Source organism: Vibrio sp. QJM3NY_27 (assembly GCF_057785955.1).
In genome coordinates this window covers 540,185-561,262 of the sequence record NZ_CM173512.1, presented here as the reverse complement: position 1 = coordinate 561,262, position 21,078 = coordinate 540,185, and the positions used below count along the sequence as shown (strand labels likewise).

The following is a 21,078-nucleotide window of genomic DNA, read 5'->3' as shown; positions in this document are numbered from 1 at the left end:
ACGAATATGTTTGGATTTCTGCGCTCAACAACGTCAAAGAGTGATGCTCTAACAGATGATGAAGTCAATCAGAGTTATCGCTACTGGCGCCTCCACATCATGATAGGAATGTATGTCGGCTATGCAGGTTTTTACTTCACTCGTAAAACCTTTAATTATGCCGCGCCAGCCATGATCACCGACCTTGGTTTGGACAAAGGCGATATCGGCTTAATTGGCACGCTCTTTTATCTTTCTTATGGCTTATCGAAATTTATATCAGGCACGATATCGGATCGGTCGAACCCGCGTTACTTCATGGGGCTCGGCCTAATCGCGACAGGTTTGATCAATATCGCGTTTGGCTTTTCGAGTTCGTTAGCGGCTTTTATCTCGCTTTGGGTACTGAATGCATGGTTCCAAGGTTGGGGCTGGCCATCGTGTTCTAAGTTATTGACGACCTGGTATTCTCGCTCCGAAAGAGGCTTTCGCTGGGCTATATGGAATACAGCACACAACGTTGGTGGGGCGCTCATTCCTATTCTCGTGGGTTATCTAACGCTGCAATTCAGTTGGCGAGCTGGGTTTATCTGGCCGGGTGTGATTGGTGTATTTATCGGTCTTATCGTTTGTTGGCGCTTACGTGATAAGCCCACCACCATGGGACTTCCGACGGTAGGGAAGTGGCGCAGTGACCATCTAGAATTGGCGCAAGAGAGCCATGGGCAGGGGTTAAGCTATCGAGAAATCCTGAAAACCTATGTGTTCAGCAATAAGTACATTTGGCTGCTCGCCTTTAGCTATGTGTTGGTTTACATCGTAAGAACGGCGGTCAACGACTGGGGTAACTTATACCTCACCGAAGAACACAATTACAGTTTGATAAACGCCAACGCTGCCTTGTCTCTGTTTGAGATTGGCGGTTTCGTTGGTTCACTTGTTGCTGGGTGGGGCTCGGATAGGCTGTTTGGTGGCAACCGCGGTCCAATGAACATCTTGTTTGCCATCGGCATATTTCTTTCAGTTTCTGCATTGTGGTTGATGCCTTTAACCAACTTTGTGTTTCAAGCTGCTGGGCTGTTTTGTGTAGGCTTTTTTGTTTTTGGTCCTCAAATGCTTATTGGTATGGCGGCGGCAGAATGCTCGCACAAAGACTCTGCTGGGGCGGCGACAGGCTTTGTTGGCTTGTTTGCTTACATGGGTGCAGCACTTTCTGGTTACCCATTAGCGCTCGTTCTAGAAACTTATGGTTGGAGTGGGTTCTTCATTACTATCTCTACTTGTGCGGCCGTTATTGGCTTGCTGCTGCTGCCTTTCCTACAAGCTCAATCGCCTCAGAAAAGTGCAGAGGTTCGCTCTGGCTTTTAAGGACTCTTCCCGATAACAAGATAGTCGCTGGTGTTTGTATTGTTGCTTGTATCGCTGCTGTAACCAGTGCGATACAAGCAGCTATCTTATTCTCAGCGCTTTCTACTAGTGATATTCAAATGTGACTCTTTTCACGCTTTTCATCGATCTCACCTGTTTCTAAGAATTTTTCCTATTGCGTCTAAGACCTCATCTCATGTGGGTCCTAGCTGCTCTCTGTAGTCTTTCTAATTATTTACGTTATTAGAAATCAGCTCTCTGAATTATGTTCAAAGGGCTCACTATGGAAAACGCCATGTCACTCAGCCACTTCTCAGAACACTCATTTTTCCCAATGGAAAACACCATCCAAAATTATGCATGGGGGAGTATTTCTTCGATACGTGAGCTGTTTGGCTTTAAGAATGAGTCACAAGAGCCGCAAGCGGAAGTCTGGATGGGAGCGCATCCGAAGGGCTGCTCAATGGTCAAGCTTGACCAACATTTGGTGCCTCTATCTGAGCTGATTAACAAGAATAAACCCGCTTATCTATCTACTGATATTGCGCAGGAGTTCGGTGAGCTACCGTTCTTGTTTAAGATCTTGGCAGCAGAAAAAGCGCTGTCTGTTCAGGTTCACCCAAACAAGCGCCAAGCTGAAATTGGCTTTGCGAGAGAAGAGCAAGCAAGAATTCCCCTAAACGCAGGGCATCGCAATTACAAAGACTCGAACCACAAACCTGAATTGGTTTACGCGATCACTGAATATCAAGCGATGAATGGCTTTCGAGAGTTCGATGAAATATTAGGTCTGTTCAGAAAGTTGGATTCGAGCGAGCTGGCTGGCTTGGTTGAAGAGTTTGGTAACAATATTGACTCTCTTGGCTTAGAAGCGTTTTTCCGCGATCTGTTAACGCTGAATGACCAACGTAAACACCGAGCATTAGAGCAACTTCTGACTCACGCAGCCGCTCACCAAGATCAAGCTGAGTTTGCCTTGGTTACTGAGCTTAGCCATCAGTACCCGAACGATATCGGTTTGTTTTGTGTTCTGCTACTTAACTTGATCACACTAAAGCCGGGTGAAGCGATGTATTTGAATGCGAACACGCCGCACGCTTACATCAAGGGGACTGGGCTCGAGATCATGGCGAATTCAGACAACGTGCTGCGAGCAGGTTTAACGCCCAAACACATTGATGTCGCTGAGTTAGTCGCCTGCACAAAATTTACGCCAATTCCCTTCGAACGCTTATTATTAGCACCCTCAAAACTGGGTCAATGTGATAGCTATGATATCCCGGTCAATGATTTTGATTTCAATATTTTTCACCGCCCTCAGCAAGAAGAAGTCATCACAAGCGGTGCTGAAATTTTAATGGCAATAGACGATGATCTAACGCTAGTGAGTGAGAAAGGCGAGCACTTAACCCTCACTAAAGGACAATCGGTATTTATTCCAGCCTATATTGGTCATTACGAATTGAGCAGTAAAGGACGAGTGGCTAGGGCGTTTAACTAGGGGAAGCGATGAGCTTGAAATGCTACCAAGTTTTGTGAATGGAGATGTTGGCTTAAAGAGCTAATACGAAAAAAAACAAGCCAATAAGATATTGGCTTGTTCATATTATCTAACGATTATTGAATAGAAGGTAAGCTTTTTGCTTTCATATTAATCGACATACCCCAAGAGGACTCCTCTCGAACGGACTTAATAGATCCTCGGTTAGTGAGCCATGTTGTTTGAGTGTCACGAGGTCCGTCATTTTCGAATTGTGTCTCACTTGTTACTTTACATGCAGCAAAGGTACCCGCAGGCACAGTAACTTCTTCTTTACCTAGGTAGGTTTCTTGGTAGTTGAAAGTGGGTAGAAAGTAAGGTTGTCCGTAGATAATATCGTCTAGTGAAGTCTCTACAGAAACGGTTCTTAATCCAGGGTACTCAGTTTCACCGAATTCACCGCTGATCTCGTCATACCAATAATCAAACTGAGAGGCAAGTGGTGCGTTAGTTGACGTTCCAAAGTCTACCGTTTGATTGATGATTTTTTGGTTGTCAGTAATCGTCAGTGGTAATGCTGCTTTAGCCGACCCCCAACCTAGTGAGTCATCAGAGTTAAAGCCCTCTTGACCTAGATAGTGATCTTCAGAGCTATATGAGTACTCATACCCCATTAAAGCACCTTCCGAATCTTTGATATCGATACGCGTTTTTTCTAGGCTACCTTCTAAGTCAGTAATCCAGCTTGGAAGTCCAGTGACTAACGTAACGTCATTCAGCCAAGAGAAAGTGTCGCCCAAGTAGGTAAACTCATAAGTTAGGTTCTGTGTTTTTGCCTCCTGATCCCACATAGGTGTGCGTTGTACATCGTAAACCGTGACGTCATTAGCCGTCGCAATGAACTCAGCATCCGGCAGCGAGTCAAGACAAGCCTGTAGGTTGAGAGGGTGTAAAGGTTGTGGTGTTAATGCGTTATCCAAAATGAACTGCTTAGTCGCTTCATCAAAAACATAAGCCTCACTGCCTGCATCTTCAACTTCCTTGTAGGTAATACGTACAAAGCCTTCGACTACAGACAAGTAAGCGGAGTTATCTTCTTTTTGGTAGTTAGACCATGTAGCTTGCGAGTGGATAGATTCAGGGATCGTAACTTGACGTAATACCTCGCCATTTACGGATTCATCTTTCCACGAACCGAGTTCCGACAATTTGGAGAATGTAGAATCTAAATTCCATGCTCTTGTATAATAAACAACGGTGCCGTTAGAAAGCAGCTGTGCAAATATTTCAGCACTTTCCATGCCTGCCATTGGAATTAAATCTGCATGATTGTTAGACGCTGTGTCATGACGGTCTGATTCATCTTCAGCAATGGTCGATGCCAAAGTGGCAAGCCATGTATCGCTGCCATTCTTAAAGGCGCTAATGCCGTTACACATGTTATTGAGCGCTTCATAGCGATCCGGAGCGTGCTCGGCACACCAATCACCTTTGTAAAAGGTATAAATGTTGTCGTTGATGTCTTCTACAGACAATTTATATGCGGTTGTGTTGTCAGGGAATTTTAAACCTACTGGCATAATGTTAGACCAAACGTTTTCATCATCCGTTTGATCCATGATGGAACGAACATTGAGCCCACTGATATCTAATTGCTTGGCACTAGCAACTTCACTAAAAATCGAGCTTCTAGATTCTAGAGTTAAGCTGCCGTCTTTGTTCGGCTTAATGCTGGTTAAGGTATCATCGCTCGCTTCCCAACCGTTTTGTCCTAACACCATGTTATTTGTGTCAGGGGTATATTCAAACTCAACAAATTGCTCAGCAAAGTAATCATAAATATAACTGGTTTCGGTCACTGAGTTATCTGAATCAGACTTCAATGTTCCATAGGCAACCACTAAATCTTTGCCAGTGTCATTATCGCCGCCAAACCAATTGATACCGTCTGTTTTGATAAGCTTCGCAAGGTCGGCTTGCTTAGAGCCTTTATTTGCCTCATTTTCTTTAATTTTATCTTCGAGATTAGAGTCATCAATGGTGATATGATCGCGATTAATACTGCCAGCAATATCGCTTGGGTCGAAGTTTTCACCAGCGGCTTCAATATTCTTAACGACTTCGTCGAGAACTCGTGTTACTTCCTCTGCAATTAATGCGGTTAGTGCCTCGACAGAAATACCGGCGCCCGCTGCCGTTTCTGATAACGCATCCGTGTTCTCAGCCATGACTGAAGCGGTAACTTGAGCTACGCGGTGTAGGTTTTCAAAAGCCGCTTTTTGTGAATCGGCTAAGTCATTATTGTTTTTGGCTTCGATATAATCTTGCGTTAAGTCGAGTGTGGTTCCCAACTTTTCTTGAATAGCTGTTTTGGCTTCTTCTAACGAAGAACCACTCTCGATTTCATTTTGAATGAGAGTAGTTAATGGACTAATAAATTCCGATTTTGGTGGGGCAGTTAGGCGATAGCTCTTGCTTAGAACGACACCTGGGTTATCGGTATCGATGGTTTGTCCGGCAACCACTTCGATCAACAGAGTACCTTGTTCAAGTTGTTCTTGAGTTAGATTATCAATTGTAAACGAACCATCGTCACCCGTTACGGCACTTGGCTCATCCTTATCACAAACTTTATTACTGTTTAGATCCAAACACGCATTGGCTCCTACCAAGTAGCCATCAGCGGCTTTTGCTGTTAAAGACGCTGAAGTTGCTGTTGAACCGCCAGTATCAGTTGCGGAGTTATCTGAACTATCGCTACCACAACCTGCCATCCCTAGGGCTATTGCCACTGCTAACAGTGAACGTTGACCATTCATGTTAGTTCTCCTATTAAGTTATTGATAAAAATTATTACTCTGGAATCAATCGGGAGAATGTCATTGATAAATATGACTATTTATAAATTGAATGCCATTGATGAGAAATGTATCAAAACGGTATGTGGCAGAAATAGCAGGAGTGTTTATTCTAGAGACATATCTAATTAGCTGAGTTATATATGCGAGTGATATCTATGGTGAATGTTTAGTGTTTGTAATTGATGTTCCTGTCAATTGTAGGTTGGCTAAGTGATTGTTATTTATAGATGTATATGTATTTTATAGGTATTGGTTGTCTGTATAACCTTTAGAGATGGCCGTAGGTTGACTAATCAGTTGAAACTGAAACAATAAGTCGTATTTATAGAAGTGTGTTGATCTAAAGGAAATTTGATGAGCTCTTATTCTCACGTTCGCAGTTACGCCAGTTTATTCAGTGTCTTATCGTTGGCGGTTGCGTCAGGTCCGAGTGCCGCTGATATATCAACAACGCCCGTCATTGGTGGCGTGTTTAGCTCCAGTGAAGTGTTGAAAAATCAGGTGCTTTTAAGCCTAAGTTACTCTGCCAAACTCACTCGTGATGCAGCTCTTTTCACGATTGGTGGAGTTACATTAGATGCGTATATTCTCGCTCTCCCTTTAGATGTCAAAACAAAAGCCAGAGTCGTTGCTCAGTTATCTAACCCGACGTACTCAATTCCTCTGGGTTATTTTCTCTATAGTTATTACGACCGCTATTCAGGCTTGGGCAGTGAAGATGTATTCAAATCTTACTTGTCGACGGTTTATGATGAGCAGGCGCTAAAGGGCTTTGAACATAGCCTCTATCATGTTGGAGATAAGCCAACCTCAGAGCATCACGAGCCAGATACCTCGACTGAAGCAACGGGGCATCATGAAGGTATTCGTATCGATGAACAGTTCATTGCCAACATGGTGGTTATCTACGACGCGTTATTCGAAATTGGTGTTTGGCAGGATATGGACACGCTCCCTGCGAATTACACATACTTAACCAATAGCCCTGAAGATCTAGCGATCATCGCTCAGATTCAACCAATCATCGTTGATTTGATTGGTAAAGCGGCATTGGGAATGGATGACGGTGACATGAAATCTGCAATGTTGGCGATTGCAGAAGATGGCAAACCAGAAAACGCCGATAAGCCGAACAATAAAGCGCAAGCCCTCACCATCACGCTCATCGATTTTGTGCGCTTAAACTTGCTGAAAGCCTACCGACAATTTGTGTTTAAAGAAGAACGCGCAGCAGCACTCGATGATTGGATGCAGCAAGCGTTCAGTGACCAGCCTGACGCGCTCATTCAGTTCTTAGAATCCCAACAGAACAAGCGCTTTGCGGTCCAAGTGACCGTCGATGGTTTACAGCAAGGATTGATCGAAGGTTTGGTCGATGAGAATGCGCCTTTCATCTCGGTTGCTTACCAAAATCATAAAAACCGAGCGCAATACAAACCTCAGCTAGAAACGGTGATTGAGCCTGAACACCAACAGCAGGTGAGGTTCATGGAAGTTCTGTCTGAACAAACCTACCGTGATCCGAATTACCTTCCGTTCTTCAAAAAACTCTATCAAGAGCATCGAGACAATATTAGCCGAGTGGGTATCTCTTCGACTCCGACGATCAGCGTACGCAATCTACCTATCATTAAAACGGGCGCGAAAGTATCGGGGCAAGGTGGCACTGGTATCCCTAATTTCCACTTTGTCGACCGAGAGATCGACCGAGCGTATTACTTCTTTGGTAATGATGCCCTGCAGTTGGATGTGTTGATGGCAAGCAACAAGGTGCAGACCATGTTTGATCGCCTTGATTACCTGAAAACGTTGAATTGCAACGCTCAATATGATTGGAATGCTCACACCACTTACGATGGGCTAGTAAACCTAGGTTTGGGTGAGTCACTGCGTGATTATGGTGAGAAACGCTGCGTTAAAGAGCTTCAAGAACGTTCAGAAGTCGAAGTGGTTTTGCAAGAAAAGCGTCAAGCCTTGATTGAAGATATTGAAGCGTATCTGTCTATATCTGGCTTTGATTTTTTCACTAAGTTTTCAAAGAGAGCTCAGGTTAAACAGTCGATCACTCAGTTTGCCGAGTTAGATGGAAAAGGGATGCCAGACTACACCTTGGTGTATAACCCATGGCCGGATCACTTCGCGCACTTTACCGGTCCTTTTAGTGACGAAATTCTGATGCCGACTGGAGAGCTTAACCGACTGGACTATTGGATTCGCCAGATTGAAGCGACCTACCGCAGTGCCGGCGTTTACGATAAAACGCTATGGGGCATGGCAGGGGATCATGGTTTAACGCCGGTGTTCTACGCGCTCAATCCCGAAAAGCAGGTATTTGAAGGCTTACAAGCAGAGCTAGAGTATCCAATTGTGGTTAAGAAGATATCTTCAGACGAGGGTGAAGGGCCTAAAATTACCAATGCTCTAAGCTACCCAAGCTCGAAGGAATTGGATGTGGTGGTCGCCTCGACTGCCGGTGGTAACTTCATGATGGACTTCTTTAATTCGGCTCAAGGGTGGCAGGTTCAGCCGGTTTACCAAGAACTCACGCAGTGGTCTCCGATTGCAGCGCCAGCTGGTCAGAACATAGACATCATTAATCAGATAGCGCAACGCTTGCCTGAAAGTCTTGATTATATGGTCGTAAGAGAAAGCACATGTGATCAACAACGTTGCGCTGTTCGTGTGATTGGCAACCGTGATTTAAAACGGGTTGATGAATTGATCACACGTGAAGGTGACAAGCTTTTCTATGAGTCATTGGAAGACAACCGAGCGCCGATTTTGCTCAATACGCAAAGGTTAAACCCATACCTAGCATCACCAAGCGAAGCTGATTTTTCACAATATTCTCAATTGGTCGAAAAGTGTATTAACCGAGCGGTTAAGGCGGATGTGACAACGTGGTGTAGCAGTGCAGAGTGGACTTCATTAACGCAACCAACACCTCGACCAGATTCAGTGAATCAACTGACTAATATCTACCTTGAAGATAGGGCTGGCACGGTTAACTTGTTCCCTAAAGCGGGAATTGGCTACAACACCAAGGTGCCAGGGCGTCATGCTGGTGAGGATTACTTAGAGAAAGATGCCTTCATCGGATTCTGGGGAGCGCCAATTGGCGATAACTCTCAGAAATTGAAAATCGAAGCTAATGGATCTTTAGCACCAACGCTGTTTGAGTATTTGACCGGAGAACCTGTGGTCGAAGGCGAGAACGGTTGGGGTTTTCCGTCGTTGATTGAGAAATTAGATATTTCAAGCGCGCGCTAAAGTAAACGCTCTCTGCCTACTCGCTATCTGTATTTTCTCTATGGTTAGCGAGACTGAGAGTTAGCTAGGTTGAGAGCCATCCCCACAAAATCTTTATCACTGTCATCAATAACCTGATAGCCAAGTGACTGATAAAAGCGAATGGCGCGAGTGTTACTTCTAAAGCTCGATAGCGTGACTTGCTCACGTCGCTCTTTCGTGGCGCTCTTATGTATGAGGAACATGACTTTTTTACCAAGAGACTGATCTTGGTATTGATGGGAAATTATCAGAAGGTGAACATGGTATGCGTTGTCATAAGGCTTAAAACACACAAGCCCAACCCTTTGTTTTTCTAGGTATACCCAATGAAACCAAGAGGGATGGTAATCGTTTAAAAGTCGTTGGCGTTGGAAGTCGTCATCCCAACCGAAAACACTATCGACGTGTATGAAAAGACTTTGTTTAACACACGTAAACCGTTCTTCGAATTCAGAATTTGAAACGAGCTGGAATTGTATATTCTCTTCTTTTATTACCACTCTGATTGCTTCCTTATCAAACGCCTTTGAATAAGCAAACAGTAACATAATTGAAGAAGCCGAATTAGCTTAGATTTGCGATGTGATGAAACCAAAAAGCCATGCGTGATGCATGGCTTAGAATAAAGTCTTGGGTTGATTTTTCTATACGATCTTAAGTGCGTGGTGGCGCGTGAGCTGTTTGTGTAGCGAGTCTTTTAGCGCCATGCGTTCAACTTTGAGGTTGTGCATGCTGTCGTCATCGATAGGGCTGCCAGAGATTTCTAGCTGACGGATGTCGTAGTCGAGTTGGTGGTATTTCTGCATGTCTGCTTTGAATTTTTCGTCGTCGTGGTTGAGCTGAACAATGTCTAATTTAAGATCTGGGAAATCTAAGATAAAGGCATGGTTTTCATTGAGCATTGGCACTTCCTCTCTAGTCGAATTATCTTCAGTATAGAGCCTATTTTTGAAGATAAATGTGTTCCTAGACACAAAGCGAGAGCAGGATCAAAAAAGGGCATTGGCGTTCCATTATGGATTCGCTGATGCCCTTTGTGATTTGCGTAATATTAAAAACTACTTCGCTTTCTTACCTGAGCGTTGCTGCTCTTTGTGTGCTAGCTTTTCTTTCTTACGTTGATCGATAAGGTGAGCAGCATCGCCGCCTACGTGGGTTTCGCCACGAGCATTCGACAGTTGGACTTGCTTTTCACGTTCACGGAAACGCGCTTTCTGCTCGTCGCTGTGCTTATCAATACACTTAGGGCAGCTTACGCCTTTCTCGAAGTGCTCAGAGGCTTTGTCTTCGTCAGTGATTGGCAGACGACACGCGTTACACACATCGTAGCCGCTCTTTTCTAGCTGGTGGTTAACTGCAACACGACCGTCAAATACGTAGCAGTCGCCTTCCCACATGCTCTCTTCTTCTGGTACTTCTTCTAGGTACTTAAGAATGCCGCCTTCAAGGTGGTAAACCTCATCAAAGCCTTGCTCTTTCATGTAGGCTGTTGATTTTTCGCAACGAATACCGCCAGTACAGAACATCGCGACTTTCTTGTGCTTCTTAGGATCAAGATTTTCTTCAACGTACTGAGGGAATTCACGGAAGGTTTCTGTGTTTGGGTTTACAGCATTTTTGAATGTACCGATATCGACTTCGTAGTCGTTACGAGTATCAACCAAAATTACATCTGGATCAGAGATGAGGTCGTTCCATTCGTTTGGTTTCACGTAAGTGCCGACAACGTGGCGTGGGTCGATACCCTCAACGCCCATGGTTACGATCTCTTTCTTAAGCTTAACCTTGGTGCGGTTGAATGGTTGTTCTTCGTTGAACGACTCTTTGTAAACAACATCAGCCAAACGAGAATCTTGTTTAAACCATTGAAGAAGGGCGTCGATCGATTCGCGCTTACCTGCAACGGTGCCGTTGATACCTTCACTCGCAAGTAGCAAAGTACCGCGGATTTGGTTGGCTTCTAACACGTCGGTTAGTGGCTGGCGAATTTCTTGGTAATCATCAAGTGCTACGAATTTATACAGAGCACATACAACATATTGAGACATGGTTTTTCCTTTCTGCGAGCTGGAACGTAAATCCAGAGCGGTTGCCTTTTATGATACAGACTGAGTTTAATTCACTCAGGTTTGCCCATATTGGCTTATTAAAATCCGCCGCAGTATAACCAAGCCAAGGAAGGACAAAAACCAACCAAAAGTAGGGCTATTTATAATTTTGATTTGTGTGGTTTTAGGTGTGTGGAGGTGGTAGCTATTTGATAAGCAGTTTTAGCTCAGATAAGTAGTGGTATCTTGTTGCTTATTGAATATTTGGCTACGAACTTATGTTGTATCTCATTTCAATGAGCTGGTGTTCCCCGACGATTTCTACTTCACGAATGAACTCAAAGCCAAACTTTTCATAGTAATTCTTTAGGTACTGATGAGCGTGGATTTCAATTACTTTAGCACCATGTTCAGAGGCATGTTTTAGAAGTGCCATGACAATTTCAGATGCGATACCAGATCCTCGATAAGGCTGTAGAACAGCAACACGCGCCATAGTTGAGTATCCTGATTCATCAATGCGCAAGCGTGCAGTAGCGACTAAATTATCTTCATCGGTGATCAGTGCATGATGTGAGACAAGATCGAGCCCATCAAGATCCAATATGTGCGGTATGCCTTGTTCAACAACGAAGACTTGATGACGAATTGATTGTGCTTTCATTATCAATTCAGGGTTGTTACCAATCACCACTTCCATTTATTGCTCCATGCTGTCTAACTAATGCTTTGAAAATACTCTATTTGAGGGGCTGTTCGTTTGTGACTTGCCTTTAAACTAAGGCTTTTGAATAGCTACTTGTGTCTATATCAATGATCTCTACGGTCAGCGAAGCATTGGATAGTGGAAGAGTCAGTAATTGTTCCAAAATGGACTTGGAGAGCATCGCTTTATCGCTTTCGTTACGCCCTGATAAAATACGCACAGAGACATGCACGAAGTCTTCTTTTAGCTCACCGGTTTGGTAATGCTGGTAGGCAAAGCTGCGTACCTTGATGTCTTCCCCTATAGGTGAAAACAACTGAGATTCCATCGCGCCGAGAAACACTTTTTGATTGAGTTGCTGACCATCAATCGTGGATGAGTGTTCGATAATGCAATGAGGCAAAGTGAAGTCCTTTCTGTGTTTTATAGCGACCTAAAATTAAGGCCAATGTGACTCTCTTGTTGAGAATGACATTGGCTCTTAATGCTAATTCGTTGCGGCTTTCTCGGCAATAAGCCGATCAGGCAATCACCAAAGCGGTCAGTATCGTCAGCGATTACGCTTGGTTCAGTACTTCCGCTAAGCGTTTCACCGCTTCTGTTAATTCTTCTGGGTTGGCGTTGGTGAAGTTTAAGCGCAGTGCGGCTTTAGCTTCATCAGCTTTTGGATAGAATACAGGGCTTGGTACAACCGCTACACCATTCGAAAGTAGAGTTTTAGCCAGTTCAAAGGTGTCACACTCTGGGATTTCAACCCAAATGAACATCCCGCCATCTACGGCTTTTAACACGCAATCTGCAGGCAGTTGTTTTTCTAGCTCTGAAAACAACACTTCATAACGAGACTTGTACAAAGTACGAATATTTTCCATATGTACGTTGAAGTCTTCATGCTTCAGAAGACCGACAAGCAGCGCTTGCATGGGTACACTTGAGTGCAAGTCAGCGCCTTGCTTCACTTTGATCAGTGGCTCAAGGTAGCCGCGTTTGCCTGTTACCGCGCCAATACGTAGACCTGGCGATGCAATCTTAGAGAATGAACGAAGAACGATAGAGTTATCAGGGCAGAACGAAGAAACCAATGGCAGTTCCGTACCAGTGAAACGTAGCTCACGGTATGGTGCATCTTCAATGAAGGCTACGTTGTATTTGATACACAGCTCAGCCACTTTTTGACGAGTTTCTGTTGCCCAGCACACGCCGGTTGGGTTGTGGAAATCAGGTACGGCATAGAACATTTTCGGCGCTTGCTGTGCAAAGCACGTTTCCAGCTCATCCAGGTTCGGGCCAAATTCTGTTTGAGACACAGTCGCAATGTTTGCTTGAACTAAGCCAAAAACCTGCATCGCACCTAGGTAACTTGGCGCTTCCATCACAACCAAATCACCCGGATCAACATAAGCACGTGCAATCAAATCCAAACCTTGCTGAGAACCTGTACAGATCATTGCCGTGTGAGATTCTGGCAATTGGTAGCTTTGTGTTAGGTGATCAAGCAACGGGCCATAACCTGCGGTCGAACCGTATTGGAAAACTTCAGGCATGTTCGCTAGATTTTCTAGCGTAGGCTTCATTAAATCGATAGGGAATGTTTTCGCATCGGGTAAACCACCGGCTAACGAAATAACATTTGGATCGCTTGCGGCTGCGAGGATCTCTCGAATGTATGAAGATTGAATCTGTTGTAATGACTGTGCGATTTCCATGTGTTGTGTCTCGTCGTTTATCGTTTTTATTCTATCGCTTGATATTACACGGCAATTGTAAAAACTGGCGTGTCCGTTTATGCTCTTAAACATGTCCATTTATGCTATTTGAACGATGTCACGACAACACATATCCCGAATCAATGATGTTTTGTTCCATATTCACCAAGACATCAGTCAGCCTTTGTCGGCAAAAGCGCTCTCTGAGATTGCTGCGTATTCAGAGCAACACTTTCATCGCACGTTCAAAAGTGTGGTTGGGGAGTCGTTGCATCAATACATTAGACGCACTCGAATGGAGTATGCGGCTAATCAATTGATGTTCGATACCAGCTCGTCTGTGGTTGAGATAGCCCATAAATGTGGCTTTAGCTCTGTGTCCTCGTTTAGTCGAGCATTTAAAGCGACCTTTAATATGTCGCCCGGAGAATGGCGTAAGCATGATTTACAGATTGCAGAAAAACCTTACCTGAAAGATCCCGAAGTGGCGGCAGGCTATTTGAATGTGTCGCAGCGGGAGTTGCCGGAACCTAAAATTGTTGAAGTATCAGACCGAATGGCAGCTTATGTTCGACATACTGGCTATAACCGATCCATTCGTAATGCGTGGTTGATACTGAAAGCATGGGCGAACTCCGAACAGCGTGACTTTTCGAGTCAGTTCGGCTTGCATCACTCCAACCCCGCTTGGGTTGAAATGGATCAGTGTCGTTATGTAGCGTGCATCGCGATTGATGAACCGATTAAGTATCGCAGTGTGGTTAATCAGATGGTGATTCCAGGCGGTTTGCATGCCGTATTTCGACTTAATGGTCGTTATGGTGAGCTGCTACCACAGATCAGTATGGTATTGGAAAAATGGTTGCCGGCTTCTGGTTTCAAACAGCGTTCGACTCCTGCGTATGTGCATTATCATCGGAACCATTTTCTTAATAGTGATGAAGTGTTTGAGCTTGATTTCTACCTCCCTGTGAGTTTTTATTAGTAACCCCGTTTTTGAGGAAAAATTATGTATCTCGTTTTGTATTGCCACAATATTGGTATGACCGACTTTTCATTCTTTGAAACAGAAGATTTTGACAAAGAAGATGGCTATATCGTAAGAGGTAAATGGCCGAATGAGAAAGCGTTTCGTGATTACTTAGTTAAAGAGTTTGATGACATGAGTGAGTTCCAAGTGATCGACTTAATCGCCAAAGGCGTAGAAGCAGAGCACTACTCACCAGAAGAGTTGATGCGCTTAGCTGTCTAGGCGTTAGATCTGTAACCACTAGCTTCGTAATACCTAGCTCAGTAACATCCGTCAAATAACCGAATAAAGAAATGGCAGCCTGATTGGGCTGCCATTTTCGTTTTAAGTGGGAGCAAATTGCTCTGTACTAAGAGTGAAGCTACTGCGCGACTTCGTCCACCAAGTACAAGATTGATTGATACGGAATGCCACTGTGATGTGATAAACCAATCTCACAGGTTCGGCTGTTGCTGAATCCACGAGTGCAGTTGCTCGGCACTTGTTCCTTGAGTGGGTGTACCGCCGCTTCATTCAGCTCTGGAGTGGTAAAACCTTTATCACCCGCCCAGCCACAACATTGAATATGCTCTGGAACGATGACCTCTTCGGTACAGGCTTTAGCAAGGCTTAACATAGTGCCTTCCAAACCCATACGGCGAGAACTACAGGTTACATGCAGCATCACGGTTTCTTGCAGCGGCTCAAGTGTCAGATGTTCAAGCAAGTATTTGTTCACAAACCCTGTTGGCTCTAATACCTCTAACGGTTTGGTGAACTGTTCAATACTGCGTTTAGCACATGGGCTAGTATCCATTAGGACTGGGTATTCACCCTGGCAACTCGCTTGCCACAACACTTCTTCGAGCTGTTGCGCTTTAGATTGGGCTAAATCGGTCATCCCTTTGCTGTCGTAAGGCATGCCACAACATTGGTCGTCTAGCTTCTTCGGAAGAATTACCTCAAATCCGGCTTTATTAAGTAAAGACATGGTCACTTCAGTTAGGGGACATTGGTCGCCCGCATCACTCTGTTGTCCCATGGTGCGACTCGCACACGAAGGCAGGTAAACCACCTTCTTATGATTGCTTGAGTTTTCTGCCGTCATTGGTGATGAGGTTAGCGAGTGGCTATTGGATTGCGGCATCTCCGGCATCCAAACGGGTGTCGCACCTTTAGTTATTGAGCGCAAGCCGTTGGTTAGCTTGCCGACGGTATTTGCGCCTAACACTTTACTCGCCACTTGGTTGGTTTTGAGGCCGGCCTTGGTCAGCTTGGTGGTGGTCGAGAAATGATCCGCTGTCCACTTAGCAATAGGTGTGAATTTCTCATACTTAGCAATACGAAGCTTCTTAATTAAGTCGCCAGTGTTGATTCCCACTGGACAACGCTCGGCACACAGGCCAGTCGCCGCGCAGGTATCAATGCCTTGGTATTCGAAGGTTTTCTCTAGTTCGTTTGCTTCTATTTCCTCACCTGCAGCACGGCGGCGTTGTAACTCACGGTACAACACGATACGTTGGCGTGGCGATAGGGTTAAGGTACGAGACGGACAAACAGGCTCGCAGAAGCCACATTCAATACAGCGGTCGACAAGGTCGTCAGCAGAAGGCATTGGCTTCAAATTGGTGATGTGCGAATTTGGATTGTCGTTAATAATAACGCCGGGGTTGAGCAGTCTTTCTGGATCGAACAAGGCTTTGATTTGTTGCATCAAGGCGTAGCCATCTTTGCCCCATTCCAATTCGACATAAGGTGCCATATTACGGCCAGTGCCATGTTCTGCTTTCAGTGAACCTTGGTATTTCACCGCGACTAGTTCGGCAACGTCATCCATGAAACCGCCGTAGCGATCGATTTCTGTTTGGCTATCAAAGCCTTGAGTAAACACAAAGTGCAGGTTGCCTTCGAGGGCGTGACCAAAAATGATCGCTTCGCTGTATTCGTATTTGTCGAACAGCTCTTGCAGCTCTCGAATACCATTAGCGAGGTTTTCGACAGGGAAAGCCACGTCTTCAATGATAACGGTCGTACCGACTTCACGAACGGCACCAACGGCAGGGAACATGCCTTTTCGGATGCCCCACAGAGTTGCGACTGTCTTTGGATCGGAAGTGAAAGGCACCGATTCAACAATCGTGTATTCAGTCAATGCATCCAAAATTGATTTACATTGTAAATCTAAGTCCTGCTGGGAGCTGGCGTGTGATTCAACCAAAATAGCCGCGGCTTCTAAATCCAAGCTTGGCATAAATGCAGGCATACCCGGTTTATAAGCCACTGAACGTAGTGCTCTGCCATCCATCAATTCAACGGCAGCAACCGGTGTTTTTGATAGCGTAGTAACGGCTTTACTTGCTTGTTCGATGTCGGCAAACACCAACAGGGCCGAAGCTTTGTTTGGGTGTTCGATAACCGTGTTGTAGGTAATCTCTGCGATGAAGCCTAGCGTGCCTTCTGAGCCAATCATCAGGTGTTTGATGATTTCAATTGGGTCGTGGTAATCAACCAAAGCATTGAGCGCGTAGCCAGTGGTGTTTTTGAGGCGGTATTTGTGGCGGATTCTGTCTGCAAGTTCTTGGTTTGAAGCTGTCTGTTGATGTAATTCAACAATGCCTTCAAACAGTTCTTTGTGTGATTGCTTGAATGCCTCAACACTTGCATTATCAGCCGTATCAAGCAGGGAGCCATCACTCAATACGATTTTCATGCTCTCGACGGTGCGATACGAGTTTTGCGCAGTACCACAGCACATACCGCTGGCGTTATTCGCTGCAATACCACCGATTTTACAGGTATTGATAGAGGCTGGATCTGGGCCGATTTTACGTTGGAAAGGGGCAAGGTATTTGTTGGCATCAGCGCCAATCACTCCCGGTTGAAGAATGATCTGATTGCCGTTATCGACAATCTCATGACCGCGCCAGTCGTCGGTTAGGGTGATGAGTACCGAGTCTGAAACCGCTTGTCCTGACAGGCTAGTGCCCGCGGCGCGAAAGGTAAAATGAATGCCCAGCTCGCGACAGCTTTGAATGGTGAATATGACTTCGTCTAAGTTCTTGAGCCTTAGAACCATTTTCGGCACCAAGCGATAAAAACTCGCATCGGTGCCGTAAGCCAATCGCTTTGCCTCTTGAGTGACAATGCGTTCTGTTTCTATTTTTTGAGCCAGTATCGCTTCAAGCTGCTGATAAGCTTGTGCGTCTATTACTCGCTCATTAGATGTGGTTGTCTCCATCTTTGCTTCCTTGTGCTTCTTATTTGGCACTGATTTGTTTTATATATTATTTTCCAGTGCTTAAACGGTGTCACAACGGCAGTGTAATTGCTGTGACACCGATTGAACTTCAGTCTAAGTAGACCAAAGCATTAATCCGAATCCGAACCTAAATCGTTGAGGTTTAATCTAGCCCCACCAGAGAATCACGAGTTAAGTCTTTGATTGTCTTGGCGCCAGTTAGAGTCATCGCAACGCGCATCTCTTTGTCGTAAAGGTCGAGTAGGTTCTCAACACCTGCTTGTCCCTGCGCTGCTAACGCGTAGACGAAAGAGCGACCAAGCAAGGTGCAGTCTGCGCCCATCGCCATCATGCGAACTACATCTAAGCCAGTACGAATGCCAGAGTCGACCAGAATCTTGGTGTCGCCTTTTACCGCGTCTGCAATCGCAGGCAGTGCTTTAGCACTTGATAGAACACCATCAAGCTGACGACCACCGTGGTTTGAAACTACGATACCGTCTGCGCCAAATCTCACGGCGTCTTTTGCATCTTCTTCATCAAGAATGCCTTTGATGACCATCGGGCCGTCCCAGAAGTCACGGATCCACTCTAGGTCTTTCCATGAAATCGACGGGTCGAAGTTGTCACCCAACCAACCGATGTAGTCTTCCAGTTTGGTTGGAGAACCTCGGTAAGTCGAGATGTTGCCAAGATCGTGTGGCTTACCGAGTAAACCTACATCAACTGCCCAACTAGGATGACGCATAGATTGAAATACGCGGCGTATTGCTGCATTTGGGCCACTCATTCCTGAGTGCATGTCACGGTAGCGAGCGCCTGGTACCGGCATATCAACCGTGAAAACCAGCGTTGTTACGCCTGCCGCTTTTGCACGTTCCAATACGTTCTTCATGAAGCCGCGATCTTTTAGCACGTAAAGCTGAAACCACATTGGGCGTTCGATCTTAGGTGCGACTTCTTCAATTGGGCACACCGACACGGTAGACATGGTAAAAGGAATACCCTTGTTGTCAGCCGCTTTAGCCGCTTGTACTTCGCCACGTCGTGCGTACATACCGGTTAAGCCAACTGGCGCTAAGGCGATTGGCATTGCCAGCTTTTCGCCGAACAACTCGGTTTCCAAATTCAGATCTGACATGTCATTGAGGACACGCTGCTTGAGCGCGATCTCTGCCAGATCGGCGGTGTTGCGGCGTAGGGTATGTTCTCCGTAAGAACCGCCGTCAATGTAGTGAAAAAGAAACGGTGGTAATTTCGCTTTTGCTGCGGCGCGGTAATCAGTCGATGCGGATATGATCATAATTTCAGTCCTAAATTCTTGGGATGTTGCCCTTCTATGAGAGCTTGGCTTGGGCTGCTTTAATTCTTGAAAAAGTAAGTGTTGGCTCTTTCTTAAACGGTGAAGCGATTAACCGGTGAAGTAACTAATTGGTGAAGCAACTAGTCTATGAAGCAAATAAACAGTGAAACAATAAAATGGCGTTAATACCCGAGGGTGTTGATGTGTTTTAGTATCCATTCCGAAACTCATCAACTGTCTTATTAGACGATGTTGCAGTCGGGGAATTGAGTATTAACGCCAAGTGCTTTTGTAACGACTTATGGATTTACATAAGTGCGTCTGTCATTTTGAAACCGTAGACAACTACTAGGCCGATGATGCCGGTCATCACCAAGTAGTAGAACGTTGGGATAATCGTTTTACGTAACGTTGCACCTTCACGTCCTAGTAAGCCTACGGTTGCCGATGCGGCGACCACGTTGTGAATCGCAATCATGTTACCTGCTGCTGCACCAACGGCTTGCAGAGCAACAACCACGGCACTAGAGATAGACAGTGTTTGTGCTACTTCGAATTGGAACTGGCTGAACATCATGTTTGAAACGGTGTTCGAACCTGCAATGAAGGCACCTAACGCACCAATCGTTGCACTTAACGCTGGGAATGCGCCGCCGACTAGGTCAGCTGCAAAGTTAGCAGTTGTTACTGGCATACTCGCTAAATCAGAACCGTTCACACCTGAGTTAATGAAGATACGGACCATTGGGATGGTGAACACCAATACAAAGCCGGCACCAATCAGTGTTTTGCTCGATTCCCCAAAGGCTTTAGCCAATGGTGCTGCGCTGCGTGATTGCATTAGAACTGCGACTAGTGCGACGAAGACCAAGATACCGCCAGGTAGATACAGAGGTTGAATCGCTGTGCTTACGCCTGTCTCGCCAAGGATGTTGCTGAAAGAAAGGCTAACGCTCTTAAGTAGGCCTTTGAACTCAGGGCTCACACGGCTAGCAACTAGAGTGACAGCGAGCAGCACGTAAGGTGCCCATGCCATCGCCATGCTCATTTTCTTATGGCTTTGGTGTTGTCATCAAGGTCGATTTTCAAAGAACCTAACCATTCTGCTGGCCACTTGTCTTCGCTCTCAAAATCCCATTTTGATTTAGGTACTAGGAAGCCGCGTTTTGCTGCTGTTACAACAATCGCAAGGCCAACCAAACCACCAATCAGTGATGGGAACTCAGCACCTAAGAAAACACCTGTTAGTGCGTAAGGAATAGTGAAAGCAGCACCTGCGAACAGTGCGAACGGCAGGATATCAAGACCTTCAGTCCAGCTTTTGTTCTTACCGAAGAAGCGAGTCAGCATCATCGCCATCAATACAGGAATCATCACACCAACACAGGCGTGGATGATCGCAACACTTGACGTGATTTGTTGTAGGTAAGCGTCCCATGTTGAACCATTGGCAATCAGGCTTTCACCGATGTTGTGCGTATCTAAACCTTTGTTCACACCAACGATAATAGGAGTGCCAACCGCGCCGAACGATACCGGCGTAGATTGAATCATCATGCCCATCAGTACCGCAGCTAATGCTGGGAAACCGATTGCAACGAGTAAAGGAGCGGCGATTGCAGCGGGTGTACCGAAGCCGGATGCGCCTTCAATGAATGAACCAAAACACCAAGCGATGATGATCGCTTGTACACGACGGTCTGCTGAGATATCAGTAAAACCGTTGCGGATGGTGGTGATAGCTCCGGTGTGTTTCAAAGTGTTTAATAAGAAGATGGCGCCAAACACAATCCAGAGAACCGACACGGTAATGCCGAAGCCTTGGAATACTGAAGCCAACACGCGAGTGCCAGACATGTCCCAAGCTAATAGGGCGATAGCAACGGTTAATGCAAATGCCACTGGCATCGCTTTTTTTGCAGGCCAGTTAAGGCCAACCAGCAGAATCGCTGCAACAACTATTGGCGAAAAGGCCAATAATGCTAGTAGAGTTTCACTCATGGGTACTTCCTCGTACTTGTTTTCAAACGTTCATGTTTGAAGTGAATAACACGTCATTAGTTTTGTAGGTGTAATCTGAATCTCGAGG

14 protein-coding genes and 1 pseudogene are annotated in these 21,078 nt (G+C 45.4%); 5 read left to right on the top strand and 10 right to left on the bottom strand.

Features of this window, described 5'->3' with window-relative positions; all coding sequences use genetic code 11:
* The first annotated feature begins 6 nt into the window (after positions 1-6).
* Complete coding sequence (gene uhpC / locus AC3CIA_RS18370) at positions 7-1,347, top strand: MFS transporter family glucose-6-phosphate receptor UhpC (protein ID WP_488519468.1); 1,341 nt, start codon at positions 7-9, stop codon at positions 1,345-1,347.
* 295 nt (positions 1,348-1,642) lie between these two features.
* Positions 1,643-2,848 carry a mannose-6-phosphate isomerase, class I gene (gene manA, locus AC3CIA_RS18365; RefSeq protein ID WP_488519638.1) on the top strand — a complete coding sequence of 402 codons (1,206 nt, stop codon included), beginning with the start codon at positions 1,643-1,645 and terminating at the stop codon, positions 2,846-2,848.
* A 116-nt stretch (positions 2,849-2,964) separates the two neighbouring features.
* Here manA and AC3CIA_RS18360 read toward each other — a convergent pair whose 3' ends face one another.
* Positions 2,965-5,646, bottom strand: a complete 2,682-nt coding sequence (locus AC3CIA_RS18360) for a hypothetical protein (protein WP_237298760.1) — start codon at positions 5,644-5,646, stop codon at positions 2,965-2,967.
* A 396-nt stretch (positions 5,647-6,042) separates the two neighbouring features.
* On the opposite strand from AC3CIA_RS18360, the gene AC3CIA_RS18355 reads away from it, so the two are divergent.
* Positions 6,043-8,958 (top strand): alkaline phosphatase family protein, encoded by a 2,916-nt coding sequence (locus AC3CIA_RS18355; protein ID WP_488519467.1) that lies wholly within the window; start codon positions 6,043-6,045, stop codon positions 8,956-8,958.
* A gap of 44 nt (positions 8,959-9,002) precedes the next feature.
* On the opposite strand, the gene AC3CIA_RS18350 is transcribed toward AC3CIA_RS18355, so the two are convergent.
* The 6 genes from AC3CIA_RS18350 to AC3CIA_RS18325 form a co-directional block, all read right to left on the bottom strand.
* Positions 9,003-9,527, bottom strand: a complete 525-nt coding sequence (locus tag AC3CIA_RS18350) for a GNAT family N-acetyltransferase (protein WP_488519466.1) — start codon at positions 9,525-9,527, stop codon at positions 9,003-9,005.
* Positions 9,528-9,623: 96 nt separating this feature from the next.
* On the bottom strand, positions 9,624-9,881 hold the full coding sequence (locus tag AC3CIA_RS18345) for an HP1242/YdcH family protein (RefSeq protein ID WP_010432560.1): 258 nt from the start codon (positions 9,879-9,881) through the stop codon (positions 9,624-9,626).
* Positions 9,882-10,037: 156 nt separating this feature from the next.
* Positions 10,038-11,027, bottom strand: coding sequence for an oxygen-dependent tRNA uridine(34) hydroxylase TrhO (gene trhO, locus AC3CIA_RS18340; protein WP_488519465.1), 990 nt, complete (start codon positions 11,025-11,027; stop codon positions 10,038-10,040).
* Positions 11,028-11,295: 268 nt separating this feature from the next.
* Complete coding sequence (locus AC3CIA_RS18335; RefSeq protein ID WP_488519464.1) at positions 11,296-11,727, bottom strand: GNAT family N-acetyltransferase; 432 nt, start codon at positions 11,725-11,727, stop codon at positions 11,296-11,298.
* Between the two features lie 73 nt (positions 11,728-11,800).
* Positions 11,801-12,136, bottom strand: a complete 336-nt coding sequence (locus AC3CIA_RS18330; RefSeq protein ID WP_488519463.1) for a 5-carboxymethyl-2-hydroxymuconate Delta-isomerase — start codon at positions 12,134-12,136, stop codon at positions 11,801-11,803.
* A gap of 154 nt (positions 12,137-12,290) precedes the next feature.
* On the bottom strand, positions 12,291-13,439 hold the full coding sequence (locus tag AC3CIA_RS18325; RefSeq protein ID WP_488519462.1) for an aminotransferase-like domain-containing protein: 1,149 nt from the start codon (positions 13,437-13,439) through the stop codon (positions 12,291-12,293).
* A gap of 115 nt (positions 13,440-13,554) precedes the next feature.
* Here AC3CIA_RS18325 and AC3CIA_RS18320 point away from each other — a divergent pair, with 115 nt between their 5' ends.
* Positions 13,555-14,424 carry an AraC family transcriptional regulator gene (locus AC3CIA_RS18320; protein WP_017085035.1) on the top strand — a complete coding sequence of 290 codons (870 nt, stop codon included), beginning with the start codon at positions 13,555-13,557 and terminating at the stop codon, positions 14,422-14,424.
* A 24-nt stretch (positions 14,425-14,448) separates the two neighbouring features.
* Complete coding sequence (locus tag AC3CIA_RS18315) at positions 14,449-14,691, top strand: hypothetical protein (protein WP_054546140.1); 243 nt, start codon at positions 14,449-14,451, stop codon at positions 14,689-14,691.
* A gap of 139 nt (positions 14,692-14,830) precedes the next feature.
* On the opposite strand, the gene AC3CIA_RS18310 is transcribed toward AC3CIA_RS18315, so the two are convergent.
* The 3 genes and pseudogenes from AC3CIA_RS18310 to AC3CIA_RS18300 form a co-directional block, all read right to left on the bottom strand.
* Complete coding sequence (locus AC3CIA_RS18310) at positions 14,831-17,686, bottom strand: FAD-binding and (Fe-S)-binding domain-containing protein (RefSeq protein WP_488519461.1); 2,856 nt, start codon at positions 17,684-17,686, stop codon at positions 14,831-14,833.
* 163 nt (positions 17,687-17,849) lie between these two features.
* Positions 17,850-18,989, bottom strand: a complete 1,140-nt coding sequence (gene lldD, locus AC3CIA_RS18305) for an FMN-dependent L-lactate dehydrogenase LldD (protein ID WP_017083007.1) — start codon at positions 18,987-18,989, stop codon at positions 17,850-17,852.
* 307 nt (positions 18,990-19,296) lie between these two features.
* A pseudogene (locus tag AC3CIA_RS18300) lies at positions 19,297-20,990 on the bottom strand (L-lactate permease).
* Positions 20,991-21,078: the final 88 nt, after the last annotated feature.